This window comes from Mesorhizobium sanjuanii, from assembly GCF_002529485.1.
Classification (GTDB): Bacteria; Pseudomonadota; Alphaproteobacteria; order Rhizobiales; family Rhizobiaceae; genus Mesorhizobium; species Mesorhizobium sanjuanii.
In genome coordinates this window covers 1-15120 of record NZ_NWQG01000183.1, presented here as the reverse complement: position 1 = coordinate 15120, position 15120 = coordinate 1, and the positions used below count along the sequence as shown (strand labels likewise).

At 63.5% G+C, this 15120-nt stretch carries 13 protein-coding genes; 3 read left to right on the top strand and 10 right to left on the bottom strand.

Translation table 11 applies throughout. The annotated features are described in order from the left end of the window. Nucleotides 1–204: 204 nt before the first annotated feature. From CN311_RS24430 to CN311_RS24415, 4 genes are all read right to left on the bottom strand, one after another. The gene (locus tag CN311_RS24430; RefSeq protein ID WP_097576238.1) at nucleotides 205–1308 is read right to left on the bottom strand and encodes a tetratricopeptide repeat protein; all 1104 of its coding nucleotides are present in this window, start codon (nucleotides 1306–1308) and stop codon (nucleotides 205–207) included. Continuing rightward, nucleotides 1305–2207 (bottom strand): non-homologous end joining protein Ku, encoded by a 903-nt coding sequence (gene ku / locus CN311_RS24425; RefSeq protein ID WP_097576237.1) that lies wholly within the window; start codon nucleotides 2205–2207, stop codon nucleotides 1305–1307. The genes CN311_RS24430 and ku overlap by 4 nt, the downstream gene beginning before the upstream one ends. 93 nt (nucleotides 2208–2300) lie before the next feature. Then, a complete protein-coding gene (ligD, locus tag CN311_RS24420; RefSeq protein WP_097576236.1) occupies nucleotides 2301–4775 on the bottom strand; it encodes a DNA ligase D in 2475 nt (824 codons plus the stop codon). A gap of 102 nt (nucleotides 4776–4877) precedes the next feature. Next, nucleotides 4878–5102 carry a hypothetical protein gene (locus CN311_RS24415; protein ID WP_097576252.1) on the bottom strand — a complete coding sequence of 75 codons (225 nt, stop codon included), beginning with the start codon at nucleotides 5100–5102 and terminating at the stop codon, nucleotides 4878–4880. Between the two features lie 588 nt (nucleotides 5103–5690). Here CN311_RS24415 and CN311_RS24410 point away from each other — a divergent pair. From CN311_RS24410 to CN311_RS24400, 3 genes are all read left to right on the top strand, one after another. Continuing rightward, nucleotides 5691–6908 (top strand): acyltransferase family protein, encoded by a 1218-nt coding sequence (locus CN311_RS24410; RefSeq protein WP_245440939.1) that lies wholly within the window; start codon nucleotides 5691–5693, stop codon nucleotides 6906–6908. A gap of 335 nt (nucleotides 6909–7243) precedes the next feature. Further along, nucleotides 7244–8182, top strand: coding sequence for a 2-hydroxyacid dehydrogenase (locus tag CN311_RS24405; protein ID WP_097576234.1), 939 nt, complete (start codon nucleotides 7244–7246; stop codon nucleotides 8180–8182). Between the two features lie 84 nt (nucleotides 8183–8266). Further along, nucleotides 8267–9274, top strand: a complete 1008-nt coding sequence (locus CN311_RS24400; protein WP_097576233.1) for an aldo/keto reductase — start codon at nucleotides 8267–8269, stop codon at nucleotides 9272–9274. Nucleotides 9275–9308: 34 nt separating this feature from the next. On the opposite strand, the gene CN311_RS24395 is transcribed toward CN311_RS24400, so the two are convergent. From CN311_RS24395 to CN311_RS24370, 6 genes are all read right to left on the bottom strand, one after another. Then, a complete protein-coding gene (locus CN311_RS24395) occupies nucleotides 9309–10409 on the bottom strand; it encodes a class II histone deacetylase (protein WP_097576232.1) in 1101 nt (366 codons plus the stop codon). 7 nt (nucleotides 10410–10416) lie between these two features. Beyond that, entirely contained in the window at nucleotides 10417–12000 is a 1584-nt protein-coding gene (locus CN311_RS24390; protein WP_097576231.1) for a GMC family oxidoreductase, read from the bottom strand. A gap of 10 nt (nucleotides 12001–12010) precedes the next feature. Next, nucleotides 12011–13093 carry a branched-chain amino acid ABC transporter permease gene (locus CN311_RS24385; protein WP_097576230.1) on the bottom strand — a complete coding sequence of 361 codons (1083 nt, stop codon included), beginning with the start codon at nucleotides 13091–13093 and terminating at the stop codon, nucleotides 12011–12013. Between the two features lie 7 nt (nucleotides 13094–13100). Beyond that, complete coding sequence (locus CN311_RS24380; protein WP_097576229.1) at nucleotides 13101–13988, bottom strand: branched-chain amino acid ABC transporter permease; 888 nt, start codon at nucleotides 13986–13988, stop codon at nucleotides 13101–13103. 4 nt (nucleotides 13989–13992) lie between these two features. Then, the gene (locus CN311_RS24375; protein WP_097576228.1) at nucleotides 13993–14721 is read right to left on the bottom strand and encodes an ABC transporter ATP-binding protein; all 729 of its coding nucleotides are present in this window, start codon (nucleotides 14719–14721) and stop codon (nucleotides 13993–13995) included. Continuing rightward, the coding region (locus CN311_RS24370) for an ATP-binding cassette domain-containing protein (protein WP_483425990.1) at nucleotides 14718–15120 on the bottom strand (403 nt) is incomplete at its 5' end. The genes CN311_RS24370 and CN311_RS24375, both read right to left, overlap by 4 nt.

The window sequence follows — 15120 nt, the reverse complement described above, 5'->3', positions numbered from 1 at the left end:
TGCTGATCTCCCCCCTTGTGGGGGAGATGCCCGGCAGGGCAGAGGGGGGCGCGAAGGAATGCCGACCTTCGATCAATCTTTCGAGGAGACAAACACTTCGAAATTGGTCCTCGCCTCGGCGGGACAGCGCCCCCCTCTGTCCTGCCGGACATCTCCCCCACAAGGGGGGAGATTGGCTGTCATCTCGGCCTTCGCCAATCATTATCACCCCGACATCCGCGCCATATGCAAATCGACGAACTGGACCCCCTTGGCCGCCATGCGCGCCCATTCGGAATCCGCGTCGAGCTCGAGATAACGGACCCAGCACCGGCGAGCCTCTTCAAGATTGCCGGCGTCGAATTCGAGCCGGGCGAGATTGAACACCGCATCGGCGTACTTTGCATCCAGCGCAATCGCCTTTTGCAGATGCCGGCGTGCGGACGCCACCCTGCCCTCATCGCTCATCAGCCCGGCCAGATTGAACCAGGCTTCGACGAATCCGGGATCGAGTTTTATCGCGCGGGCATAGTCATGAGCAGCTTCCGCCACGCGGCCGGCGCCGCGCAGGCAATTGGCGCGGTTGAAGGCGGCGATGGCGTCGGTCGGGTCGATAGCAAGGCAGCGCTGGTAGAGCGCCGCCGCCTGCTCGTGGTCTTCAGCCGCTTCCGCTACTTCCGCCTCGGCGAACAATTCTTCCAGCGTATCGTCATCAGGCGCTCCCAAATCGAACAGCAACTGGCCATCGAGCTCGCTCTGGCCGTTCTCGAGATAGATCGCATCCGGACGGCCAGATGCCGAGCCGACAGCGAGCGACTTGGCGGTGAGCGAGGCGACTGGACCGGAGCGGTGGACGGAGCGCGCGATCGCGCCCCAACTCGCACCACCTGATATCAGCCCGGCATATTTGCGAGCCAGGATCAGGTCGCGGAAGGAATAAGGCTCGCGATCATGCTCAAAGGCATCGAACAGCGACAAAAGATCGAGATCGACGGCGGCTAGCCGCGACTGGTCGATGAGCGACTGTCGCGACAGCGCCGAGGCCTCCGGCGCCTTCATCAGGCCCAGGAGGCGAAGAAATCCGTTTTCACTGAGAAGGGTGCGCCCCGCCCTGCGCTCGGCATCGGCGCGGCGCTCGATCTCGGCATCGCCTGCCTTGGCAAGCAGCGTTCGCCCGAACACGACATGGCTGGTGCGTCTGGTTACGCCACGCCGCAACTGACCCTGCTGGCGCGCGACCTCGCGCGCGGCCAGCCGCAGCGGAAACGCCGCCAGCGCGCCGATGATGCCGAAGACGGCGCCTGGGATGCCGCCGGCGGGGACCGTCACGCCTTGCTCTTGCCGACGGCCTTCAACAGGTTCGCCTTGAGCGGATTTTCCTTGGGCGCCGCCTTGCCCCTGGCCGTGGGCTTTGCCGTCTCATCGGCCTTGCTCTTGGATTTCGCCGGCGGCTTGGCCTGCTGCGACAGGCTCGCCTTCAACGCATCCATCAGGTTGATGACGTTGCCGCGCTCGGGTGCGGCCGCGATGATCGGCTTGTGGCCCTTCAGCTTCTCGCGGATCATCGTCATCAGCGCGATCTCGTAGCGGTCCTCGTAGTTCTTCGGATCGAAGCTGGTTTCCTTCTGCTTGATCAGCGCTTCGGCCAGTTGCAGCATTTCCGGGTCGGGCTTGCCGGCGGGGATATTGCCGAAATATTCAGCCGTGCCGCGCACTTCGTTGGGGTTCCTCAACGTGCAGACAAACATGCCGTTCTCGCGCGCGCCGATGGTGACGATCCGCTCGCGGCTGGACAGCACCAGGCGCGCGATCGCCAGCTTGCCGGATTTGCGCATCGCTTCGCGCAGCACGGCGAAGGTTTCCTCCGCCATCGCTCCATCCGGCGCCAGGTAATAGGGCGCGTCCTGGTAGATGACGTCGACCTCGCCCTCGTCGACGAAGGCCTCGATGTTCATCGTGTGATTGGATTCGATGCGCACCGCGTCGAGATCGGCATCGTCGATGATGATGTACTGCTTGTCCTCGTACTCGTAGCCCTTGACCAGGTCCGAGCGCTCGACCAGCCCGAGTTCGGGATCGACCGGCTTCATGTTGATCCGGTTGTGGGTCTTCTTATGCAGCTGGTTGAAGCTGATGCGTTCGCTGGCACTCGTCGCCGGATAGAGCCGGACCGGACAGCTGACGAGGCTGAGCTTGAGGTAACCTTTCCAACTTGCCCTGGGCGCCATGAATTCTCTCCTACGCGGCCGTGCACTGTCGAACTGTTGCAGCGCTGTTCGTCCAAAGGACGAGTGACAACGCCGAAATCCTACATCGAGCCCTCACAATACCGGCAAATCCCTAGCGAAATCTTCCATGTCGGCCCAGGGATCGCCGGAGGTAGCCAGAAGGCCCGGCAGCGAAGAATAATTCAAATCCTGCGGGGCGTCGATGGATTCCAGATCGGACCAGCTCACCGGCGTCGAGGCCGGCAGGTTGGTGCGGGCGCGCAGCGAATAGGGTGCGGCGGACGTGTGGCCCCGCGCATTGCGGTGATAGTCGATGAAGATGCGCCGCTTGCGGTTGTCCTTGCCCATGGTGGTGGTGAAGGTATCCGGTGCGGTGGCAGCCAGATGCATGGAGATGGCGCTGCTCGCCTGATGCAGCTTCTTCCAGTTCTGCTTTTGCGTCACCGGCACGGTGACGTGAATGCCGCTGCCGCCGGAGGTCTTGGCGAATGGCATCAGCCCGAGACCCTCCAGCTCACCCCTGATGTGCACCGCGGCCTCCACCACCTCGCGCCACGCAATCCCCTCGCCCGGGTCGAGGTCGAAGACGATCAGGTCGGGCCTGTCCAGTTTTGTCCGATGCGTGCCCCAGGTGTGGAACTCGACAACGCCGAACTGCGCCAACGCCAGATAGCCCTTGGCGCCCTCGACCGACAGATAGGACTTGGTCTCGCCCTCGGAATTGGTCGCCTCGAAGGTGACGACCGAAGGCGGCATGCCGGTGAAGGCATGGCGCTGGAAGAAACAGTCTTGCGGCTTGCCGGTCGGGCAGCGCACCAGCGACACCGGACGGCCGAGAATGTGCGGCAGCATGAAGTCGCCGACCAGCGCGTAATAGACCGCGATGTCGAGCTTGGTCGGCCCGGTCTTGCCGAACAGCCGCCGCGTCGGGTTGGTCACCCAGATCGTCGCGAGATCGGCCTCGGCGATCAGCCGCTTGCGTTTCGCCGAGACTGGCGTCGACAGGCCGACATCCCTCAGGCCACGGAACACGCCGTGACGCAGCGCATTGTCCGACGTGCGGTTGGCGTAGTGAATGCGCGCCGACAACAATGGCCGCACCCAGTTCATCTTGCGCATGATCTCGCCCGGCACGCCTTCGGGCGGGGTGGCGCCTTCGCGCAACGGTTCAAGCCGCGCCAGCAATTCGCCGGCCGTCCCGGCATCGAAGCCGGTGCCGACCTTGCCGCGATAGTGCAATTCGTCGCCGTCGAATTCCGCCATGCCAAGTGCCGCCAGCCCTTCGGCGGCGTCCGATGTGGTGTAGCCGGCGATGACGAAGTCGCCGTTCTTCAGCGCCTTGGTCTTGGTCCAGCTTTTGGTGCGGCCGCTCTGGTAGGTCGCGGTGGCGCGCTTGGACACGACGCCTTCCAGTCCGAGGTCACTGGCCTGGTCATAGAGCCCCTGGCCGTCGCCCTCGACATGGTCGGAGAACTGGATCGCAGAATTGGCGCCAAGGCCGGCGAGCAGTTGCGACAGCAGCGCCTTGCGCCTGATGAGCGGCGCTTTCCTCAGATCCCAGCCATCGAGATAAAGCAAATCGAAGGCGTAGAAGTGCAGCTTGTTGCCGGCGCCCTCCGCCAACGCGTCCTGCAACAGCGCGAAGCGGCTGATGCCCTTGCCATCGAGCACGACGACCTCGCCGTCGATAACCGCCTCGCGGCAGGGCAGCCTGGCGAAGGCGTGCGGAAGGTCGCCATAGCGCCTCGTCCAGTCGAGGCCGGCGCGGGTGATCAGCCGCGCCTGCCTGTCGGCCAGATGCGCCATGGTGCGATAGCCGTCGAACTTGATCTCGTGCAGCCAGATTTCTCGAGTATCGACACCATCCGGCGGTTTCGGCACCCGCGTGGCCAGTTGCGGCTCGATGCGCGCCGGCGCCGGCGCCTTGACCGCGCCGGGCAAGGCGCCCGGTTTCAGCGCGATCGCCCTTGCAGCTTTAGCGGCAGGCTTCGGCGCTGCGACCAGCTCCTCGATACGCCGGCCGGATTTGACGCTCTCGGGCCGCTCGCTGAGGATATCGAGTTTGGTATCGGCGGCGAGGTCGCGCTCCTTGAACAGCAGCCAGTTTTTCTTGCCTTCATCCTCGCCTGGCTTGGGCTTCAGCCGCGTCAGCATCCAGCCGCCATTCAGCTTCTCGCCGGCCAGGCGAAATTTGAAGGCGCCGGTGCGCAGGCTCTTTTCGACATCGTCCATTGGCGCCCAGGTGCCGGTATCCCAGACGATCATCGGACCGCCGCCATATTCGCCCTCGGGAATGACGCCCTCGAAGTCGATATAGTCGAGCGGATGGTCCTCGGTCTCGACCGCCAGTCTTTTGTCCGCGGGATTGAGCGACGGGCCGCGCGGCACCGCCCAGCTTTTCAGGACATCGCCGACCTGCAGGCGCAGATCATAGTGGTCGGCCGTGGCGTGATGCTTGTGAATGACGAAGCGGTTGCCATCGTCGCGGAGCAGTCCGCCTGCGGGTTCCGGCGTGCGGCTGAATTCGCGCTTGGCGCGATAGGCCTTGAGTTTTGGCGAGGTGGTCATGTCTGCGTGCCGGTCGGGATGCCGCACGAAAACAAGGGCTTGGCGCACATTGCTTGATTCATTTTGTCAGCATGCGACAGGCAGGTGTCACGCCCACGCGGCTCAATCGTCGGCGGCCGGAGTCAATTCGAGCTCGGCGGGCGAAAGTCCCTGCTGAAGCTGGCTCAACCGGAACTCGTCGACCCAATAGGCCTCGCCGTCGACCAGAACCCGCGCGCTGTATGCGCCGGCGGAAAAGCGCTGCGTGGTGACGTAGACCTTGTGGCGGTCAAGCGCCCGGCGCACCGCGGCGCGCTTGGATTTCTGGGCAGTGACGGAACTGGCCATGGGTTCGCTCATACGCCGGGTCGGGGCCTGATCGCAGCCCGAGAACCTTTTCAAAATGGCCGAGACTGAGTGTCCTGTCAATTTTGAGACGGTTCTAACGCGCCAGTTGAAACAGTCGGTTGGTGAATGGCCGTGGGAAACCATTGCGCCATCAGTCGCGTTTGACGCCTCACCGAACCGCTGTTCCGAAGGCACGCCCCGCCAGTTTGGGCAGGTGGCGATCGCTTTCCTCAAGGTTACGGGTGGTCCGCGTCGGGGCCGCTCTTGTGCCCGTTTCAGTTCGGCTCGGACCACCCGCCCGCCTTGCGTCCTTCCCAAGACAATAGGCAGTATAAGCGCATTGGAAAAACGGCGTGTTGACCCAGATCAAACGCGAAGTGGACTGTCGCCGACTTCGAGCACCCATTGCCAGACAGCCAGAGTAGCCCCATCCGGCTTAATTGCCTCAAGCTTCGCGCCCCAAGCCACACAACAGGGCGAATAGGACAAGGATGGCCGAGACCGGGAGGCCAGTCAATTTCGCGCGTGGTCGGATGGCGAGACGGAGGACCCGAGAATGACGGCCGGGCATGGTCTGACCGATCGAGCTTGTTCTCATATTTCACAAAATCGGATTCGTGGGATCATTCTTCGTATGAAAGTGTCGTCTTTCACAGAAATGCAGCTTCGCCCTCGCCTAGCGTCACAGCAATTGGGCGGGGTGGTTCAATGGCATCTGGATCGACAAGCGGCAAAGCCGAGCGCATGGGTTCGCTTGATCTGCTGCGTCTGGTGGCGGCTTTGGCTGTCGTCTGCTTTCACTACTTTTTCCGGGCATCGCACACACCGCCGCTGCTGGTGAATGGCTACCCCGAACTCGACCCCTTCGCGATCTACGGCTACATGGGCGTCAGTCTGTTTTTTCTGATCAGCGGTTTCGTCATTGCCTGGTCGGCCGAAGGCCGGAACTGGACGGAGTTCGCCGTGGCAAGGTTCGCGCGGCTTTACCCTGGCTTTCTTGTCTGCATGACTGCCAGCTTCACCATCCAATTCCTGGCCGCCGATCCGAACCTTCCATACGACCCGATGACGTGGGTCGCTAATCTCATTATCGTCGCTCCCGCCCTCAACAAGCCCTTCATGGACGGTGTCTACTGGTCGATCGTCTTCGAGATCATTTTCTATGGCTGGATTGCGATCGCCCTGTTCTTTGGCGTCTTCTCGCGCTGGAAGCTGCAAATCGTAGCGACATGGCTGCTGATTTCCGTGATCAACGAAACATTCATCCACAGCATGGCCCTGCACATGCTGTTCGCAACGCAATTTGCGCCATTCTTCGCCGCCGGAATCCTTGCCCAGCACATGGTCGCGAAAGGTGCGTCGAGCGAGGCGCTGGTGCTGCTCGGTGCGGCGTTCCTGCTGTCGTGCGAGTACCTGCATATCGAGGCCGACTGGCAGCAGGAAAATTACGGAGTCTCGCTGCCGTTTTCAAAGCTGCTTATCGCAAATATCGTCGTTTATGCCCTTTTTGGCGGAGCTCTCCTCTTGCGTCACCGCATCGCGCCGACACCTTTGGTGCTCGTGTTGGGCGGGCTGACCTACCCGCTCTATCTCCTGCATCAGCATATCGGCCTGCTCGGGCTCAACGCGCTGTCGCCAACGGTCGGCCGATGGCCGGCCCTGGCAATCGTCCTCGCGCTGGTCCTGTCGGTCTCCTTCGTGGTCTCGTTCTATTTCGAAAAGCCGGTACGCAAGCCTTTGATATCGTTGCTGCTGCCCCCGCTGAACATGATGGCAAGCAAACTTCGGCTTGATCGGCCGGTATAGATCGGGCGCACAAGTGAGCCGCATCCGCATGGTGGACAGCGAGTCACAATAGTTCCTCCGCCCTGAAGATAAGAACCGCCTGGAGTGTTTCCTGTTTTAACGGAAGAGTAGCCAGCATCTGCGGGACAGTTGGCGCATTCTGCGTGTTCGATGGTTGCGATGAGTGCGCAAATCTCCTCGACCGTTGCCTTTTGGCGTTCATCGCCTCATCCGTGGGTATGGGCCTGATCCATCCGATGGATCCTTCGGCTAGCGCTCCAAGATTATTCGCAGATCGGTCAAAGCCAGCCAGACTTGCCGACGCTTGGAAATCCCCAATCGGAGGCAAGTCTGTGATGGAAAAGAAGTTGGTGGCTCTGGCGCACCCATATCTCGCGCCGTTTCTGCGCGACATGCTCGGAGCCAGGTATCAAATCGTCGAGCTTGCCTCTCCGATTTCGGAGGCTGGATCGTGTTCCGCCCGTGCCGTGATCGTCGACGGAAGCCGTCCGTTTGATACGAACGTGCTGCAGGTCTTGCCGAACCTTGCCCTGATAGCCTGCTTCAACGCGGGCTATGACGGAATAGATGTAGACTGGACCCGACAGCACGGCATCATTGTGACGCATGCCCAGAATGTCAACCACGAGGACGTGGCCGACTTTGCGATCGCGCAGATACTGAACATCTACAGGAGTATCTCCACCGGCGATCGCTGGGTTCGCAGCGGCGCATGGCGATCAGGCCGGAAGATGATAACACGTTCTGTCGCGGGGCTCCGGCTCGGCATCGTCGGACTGGGCAGCATCGGACGTGCGATCGCTCATAGGGCGGATGTGCTGCGCATGGTGACTTCGTGGTGGGGCCCACATGACAAGCCTGGCACCCCTTGGCCGAAGGCAGCTAGCATTCTCGGGCTGGCACAGGCAAGTGACGTGCTGGTGGTCGCCGCGCCCGCCAGGAACGACAACCGCGGACTGATTTCGGCAAGCGTGCTGCAGGCGCTTGGCCCCCAAGGCGCCATCATCAATGTCGCCCGGGGATCGCTGGTCGACGAGGGTGCGCTGATCGATGCGCTCACGCACGGTGCGCTCGGAGCTGCCGCATTGGACGTCTACCAGGATGAGCCAGCCTCACCCGGGCACTGGGCTGACGTTCCCAACCTGTTTCTATCGCCCCACATTGCCGGCGTTACCGATGTGGCCGTGAGCCGCATGGCTGCGCTCGTGCGTGCAAACCTCGACGCCTTCTTTGATGGAGAGCCCGTGCTAACTCCCGTCAAGGCCGCAGCCTGACCCCCAAGGCGACACCGTCGAGCGGCTGTGGAAACGGAGCGAGTGCTCTATATAGTTTTCAAAATTCTTGTTGGAGCACGGCAGATGACTTTGATCACACGAAAACTCGGCAGCCAGGGGCTGCAGGTATCGGTGATCGGCCTCGGCTGCATGGGCATGAGCCAGTCCTACGGCCCGGCCGACGAAGCGGAATCGATCGCCACCCTGCACCGCGCCATCGAACTCGGCTGCACTTTTTTCGACACCGCGGAAGTCTATGGCCCCTACACCAATGAGAAATTGCTCGGCCGGGCGCTGAAAGGCCGGCGCGACCAGGTGACCATCGCCACCAAATTCGGCTTCCGCATCGAAAACGGCAAGCAGGTCGGCACCGATCGCGATAGCCGGCCCGAACACATCCGCGAGGCGGTGGACGGATCGCTCAGCCGGCTCGCCACCGACCATATCGACCTGCTCTACCAGCACCGCATCGATCCGGCGGTGCCGATCGAGGATGTCGCGGGGACGGTGGGCGAACTGGTAGCCGAGGGCAAGGTGCGCTTCTTCGGCCTGTCGGAGGCGGGTGCTGCCAACATCCGCCGGGCGCATGGCGTACATCCGTTGTCGGCGGTGCAGAGCGAGTATTCGCTGTGGGAACGCAATCTGGAGCCGGAGATCATCCCGGTTCTAGCCGAACTCGGCATCGGCCTGGTGCCGTTCTCGCCGCTCGGCCGGGGTTTCCTCACCGGCGACGTCAAGCGCGCCGAGGATTATCCGGAAGGCGATTTCCGGCGCGGCGACCCGCGCTACCAAGGCGCCAACTACGACGCCAATGTACAGGCCGCCGGAGTTGTCCGCGACATTGCTGTGGCCAAGGGTGTCAAGCCGGGCCAGGTCGCGCTGGCCTGGCTGTTGCACAAGGGTTCTGATTTCGGCATCGACTTCGTGCCGATCCCCGGCACCAAGCGCCGAAAATATCTCGAGGAAAACGTCGCCGCCGTGGCAATCAAGCTCGACGCCGCCGCGATGCAGGCGCTCGACGCCGCACTGGCGCCGGGCAAGGTCTCGGGTGAGCGTTACAACGAGCGCATCATGGCGATCATCGATCGCTAGGGTGGCCCGAAGGGAGGCTGGTGAGGCGCCAAAGCTATTCGACGCCGCCCAATAGTTCTTCCGCCCTGGCAATGGCATCTGCCTGGTGCGGCTGCAGGGGCTGGCCGGCGTAACCTTCGAAGACCGGCAGGAACGGATCGTCGATATGCGTCCTGATGCCGGACAGCTGCTCCATCACCGCCAGGCCGCAATAGGGGACGTAGGCAGCCGAATAGCCGCCTTCATGCGACATCATCAGGCGTCCGCCGCAGAGATCGTCGGCCGCCTGCATCAGCATGCGCGTCATCTCGCGGTAGCTGGCGCTGTGCAGCATCATGCGGCCCAGCGGATCGGCCGCCGAGGCATCGAAGCCGGACGGCACGACGATGAGATCGGGCTGGTAGCGATAGAGCGCCGGCAGAACGATGCGTTCGAACACCGACATATAGGCGCCGTGGCCACATCCGGCGGGCAGTGGCACGTTGATGTTGTAGCCTTCGCCCTTGCCCTCGCCGCGCTCCTTGTGAAAACCGCTGTCATGCGGATAGAGCCCGTCCTGGTGGATCGAGATCGTCAGCACGGACGGATCCGCATAGAAGGCGGACTGCGTGCCGTTGCCGTGATGGACGTCCCAGTCGACGGTGGCAACGCGCCCGAAGCCATGCTTGGCCCGGTTCTTCAGTATGGCGACCGGAACGTTGCCGAACAGGCAAAAGCCCATGCCTTGCGCGCGCTCGGCATGGTGCCCGGGCGGCCGCACCAGCGCGTAACCATTGCCGACATCGCCGCTCAGCACCGCATCCATCACCGCAGCGGTGCCGCCGGCCGCCAGGCAGGCAATCTCGTAGCTACCATGGCCGAAGGGGGTGAGATAGCTCGCATCGCCGCCACGCCCGTCGCTGAGCGTCTTGATACGGCTGATGTAGTCGCGGTCGTGAAACAGGGCCAGATCGTCCTCGCTCACCGCAACGGAAGCGATCTTGGCCAGTTTGTCGGTGAGGCCTGAAACCTCCATGAGATTGCGGAACCGGCGCTTGGTTGCGGCATTCTCGGCATGCTCGCCCGGCTCGATGGTCAGGCTCGGCTGGAAGAACTGCGCGGCGGCGCCGGTCTCATGCCAGAGATAGAGTTCGTGAAAATTCCAGCCCGTCGTCATCTCTGCCTCATCCCGCCAGGATCATCGACGCGGCGCGTTCGGCGATCATGATCGTCGGCGCGTTGGTGTTGCCCGAGACCATCTTTGGAAACACAGAGGCGTCGGCGATGCAAAGCCCGTCCAATCCATGCACCTTCATCGACGAAGGATCGACGACGGCCATCGCGTCGGTGCCCATGCGACAGGTGCTGGTCGGGTGATAGAGCGTCGTGCAGTGGCCGCGAATATACTGCGCGATCTCGTCGTCGCTCTCGCATTCGGCGCTTGGCGTGATTTCGCCGACCAGCATTTCGGCAAGCGGCGACTGCGCCGCGATCCGGCGGCTGATGCGGATGCCTTCGACCAGCGTCGCGATGTCGGAACCGTCCTCGTCGCTGACGAAGTAACGCGGATCGATCGCCGGATACTCGACCGGATTGGCCGAGCGCAGGCGGATCTCGCCGCGGCTGTCAGGCCGCTGCAGCGTGGTGTGCAACGTGATGCCGGGCTTCGACGACAGGAAGCGCACATAGTCGCGATGCGGGCTGATCGCACCGTAAAGCTGCAAATCCGGTTCGACATCGGGCCGGCTCTTGACGAAGCCACCGGCCGCCACCCAGGGCGAGGAACGCGGACCGCTGCGCGATGTCTGCCATTCCAGGAAGTCGCGCTGCAGCGTCTCGTCGGTCCAGGCGCCGACGCCGATCTTGTCCTTCGTATAGAAGGTGATCGGAATGTTGATGTGGTCCTGCAGATCCTTGCCGACGCCCGGCAGGTCGTGCACGGGCGCAACGCCGATCTGGGCGAGTTCGTCGGCCGGCCCGATGCCCGAAAGCAGCATCAGCTGGCAGCTGCCGATCGAGCCCGAGGACAGCACCACCTCGCTGTCGGCGAAAGCGGTCTCCGGCACGCCGTCGACCAGGTAGCGGATACCCCTGACCCTGCCCTTCTCGACGATCAGGCCCGTTGCCAGCACGCCGGTTCTCACCGTCAGGTTGGGGCGTTCCCGCGCCGGGCGCAGATAGGCCTTGCCGGTGCCCCAGCGCTCGCCGTTCTTGATGGTGAACTGGAAGAGGCCGACGCCTTCCTGCTCGACGCCGTTGAAATCGCGGTTCTGCTTGTAGCCGGCGGCCTTGCAGGCCTCGATCCAGGCAAGCTCGTTGGGATCGACATGCCCGACATTGCCGATATGCAGTGGCCCGTTGGCGCCGTGCAGCGGATCGTTGCCGAGTTCGGCATTGCTTTCGCAGGCCTTGAACACCGGCAGCACATCGGCCCACGCCCAGCCGGGGCAGCCCATGGCGGCCCAGCCGTCATAGTCGGACGGCAAGCCGCGAATATAGATCATGGCGTTCAGCGCGCCGGAGCCGCCGATCATCTTGCCGCGCGGCCAGAACACCCGCCTGCCGCGGCAACCGGCCTGCGGCTCGGTGTAATAGCCCCAGTCGACGGCAGTGTTGAACATGGTCGGCCAGTCCGACGGCACGTCCGAGGCGAGCGGCGCCTCGCGCCCGGCCTCCAGCAACAGCACCTTGCGGGCCGGATCGGCGCTGAGCCGGTTGGCCAGCACGCAGCCGGCCGAACCGGCACCCACTATGATCGTATCGAACATCGTCAGTCTCTCATTTTCCGGCCGGAGCCGGGCTTTGCACAATGTTGCTGTCTATTGGCTTTGCGTCAGTCAGCTTGGCGCGGCGCCGCGCGAGCCAGTGGACGAGGTCGCCAAAACGGCCGACGAGGCCCTTCGGCATCAGCACCACCGACAGCGCGATGATCAGGCCGAGGCCAAGAGTGCGGAACTCTCCGCTCTCGCGCATCAGTTCATCGGCCAGGACCAGCACCACCGTGCCGACCAGCGGCCCCCAGAACGTGCCGACGCCGCCGACCACGACGATGGCGATGATGAACATCAATTGCGACATCGACAGCACGCCGGGGCCGATCGCCTGGAAATGCGCGGCATAGAAACCGCCGGCCAGCCCGGTGAAGAAGGCGGAGATGCCGAAGACCAGAAGCTGCGCCTGGAAGCGGTTGACGCCGCGCGCCACTGCATAGCCAGGATTGTCCTTCAGCGCCCGGAAGGCCAGGCCGATCGGGCTTTTGACGATCGCGTAGGTGAAGACCATCGTGACTGCAAACAGTACGGCGATGATCGCGTAATTGCCGACCAGCCACTGCGCGCGCAGCAAGGCCCTGGTGCCAAGATCGCCAAAGCGGGCAAAGCCGACGGCGCCGCCGGTGAACTGGCGGCAGACGGAGCCGACCATGACGAAGCATTCGGTGTCGGTTACGATCAGCAGATACATCGTCTGGGCGATCGCCAGCGTCAGCAGCGCCACATAGACGCCGGTCAGGCGAAGGCAGGCGAGGCCGACGGCCAGCGAGAACAGCACGGCGCCGAGCGCGCCGGGCACGAGGGCTGCCCAGACGTTCCAGCCGAAATAGAAACAGAGCATCGCCGTCGCATAGCCGCCGAAGGCGAAGATCGCCATTTGCGCCAGCGAGAAGATGCCAGAGAAGCCGAACAGGAGGTTCCACTGCGAGGCGATCGTTGCATAAAACAGTGCCAGCACGATCTGGCCGAGGATGTAGCGGCTGTCGACCATGAAGGGCAGCGCGATCGCCGCCGCGACCAGCACCAGGCTGATGGCAAGATCGGTCCTGGCTGAGCGGGAGATGCGCGACATGGGTTTCGTATCCGTCATGGTGCCCTCACATGCGCCGGATTTCGGCGCGGCCGAAAAGGCCCGACGGTCGCCAGATCAGCACGGCAATGACCACGAACAGCAACGACGGAAACCCCCAGCGGGCGCCAAGCGCGTACTGGACGAAGGATTCGAACAGCGCCAGGCCAAGCGCGGCAGCGACCGCGCCCGGCAGATTGCCGAGACCGGCGACCACGCACATGATGAAGGCCTTCAGCATCGGGTCGTTGCCGAGCGGCGGCGACAATTGCGTCATCGACGACACCATGACGCCGCAGATGCCGGCGAGCGCGCCGGACAGCATCAGCACCTGCAGATAGACGCGGTTGACGGCGACGCCCATGAGCTGGGCCGCGTCGCGGTTCTGCGCCGTCGCCCGGATCGCGCGACCCATCCGCGTCCGGCCGAGCGCCAGCGAAACCACCACCATCATGACGACGACCACCGCGATGATCAAAAGGTTCTGCCAGGGCAGAGTCAGCGGCCCGAGGCGAAAAGTGCCGGCGATCGAAACCGGCTGCTTCAACGGCTGCCCGCCATAGGTCAGCAGAATGGCATTCTCAAGCGCGATGCCGATGCCGACCGTGGCGATCATGACATTGGCTTCGAATGTCGACTTGTCGTTCTTCAACAGGTTGCGCACGATCGCGAAATAGAGGATGGCGCCGGCCACGGCGCCGGCCAGGATGGCGCCGGCGAAGCCGATCGCGATCGGCAGGCCGAGCGAGGTGATCACCGTGAAGGCGACATAACCGCCAAGCGTCAGCATCGCCGCATGGGCCATGTTGAGCATGCCCATCGACCCCCAGACCAGCGACAGACCCACCGTCGCCAGGGCATAGAGCGCGCCCGAGGTGAAGCCGGCGACGAGAATGGCCATGAGCACATCGACCATGGCGTCAGCCTCCAAGATAGGTTGCGAGAAGCTCGTCGCGCGCCATCAGCTCGGCGGGCTTGCCCGACCAGACGATGGCGCCGTCGTCGAGCAGATGCAGGCGGTCGGCCAGGTCCTCGACCCGCGCCGGGTTCTCCTCCACCAAGAGGATCGTCCGGCCGGCCTTGCTCAGTTCGGAAATGACGCCGTAGACCTGATCGATGATCAGCGGCGCCAGGCCAAGCGACGGCTCGTCGATCAAAAGGATGCGCCCCCCCATCATCAGGCCGCGGCCGATGCCGACCATGCGCCGTTCGCCGCCGGACAGGCTCGAGGCGATCTGGCCGCGGCGGTCGGCAAGCTTCGGCAGAAGCGTGTAGACCTCGTCCAGCCGGCGTTTGATCTCGGCCTTGTCCGGCGCCAGATAGGCGCCCATCAAAAGGTTTTCGAGCACGCTCATCTGCGCGAACAGCATGTCGCCCTGCGGCACGTGGGCGACCCCCAGCATCGCCGTCTCATGCGGCCTGCCGGACAGGCGCTGGCCGTCGATGCTGATCTGCCCGCCGCGCAGCGGCACCAGGCCGGAGATGGTCTTGAGCAATGTCGACTTGCCATGGCCGTTCGGGCCGACGACGGTGACGAACTCACCGGCATTGACGGTCAGCGAAATGCCCTTGAGCACGTCGAGCCCGTCATAGCCGGAGACGATGCCGTCGAGTTGCAGGACAGGCGGTTTTGCGGCTGTGCCCGTCATGGCGTCCCCGCCGCCGCATTCGTCGTGGCGGCTTGCTCATCGAAGAATTTCTTCAGCCGTTTCTGCGTGCCCTGGCCGAGATAGGTTTCGACGACGGTCTGGTCCTCGGCGACCTTGTCCGGCCGGCCCTCGAAGATCACCTTGCCATGGTGCATGATGACGACGCGGCTGGAGAGCGCCAGGAGAAAGCGCATGACATGCTCGATCAGGACGATGGTCAGTCCCTGGTCGCGCAGTTTCAGCACCATCGCCATGATCTGGTCGATCTCGGCGACGTTGAGCCCGCCCACCGGCTCGTCGAGGAAGAGCATTTTCGGCCGGGTGGCGATGGCGCCGGCGATCATCAGGAGCTTGCGGTCGAGCACCGGCAGCCGCGCCACGGTCTCTTCGGCCTTGGCC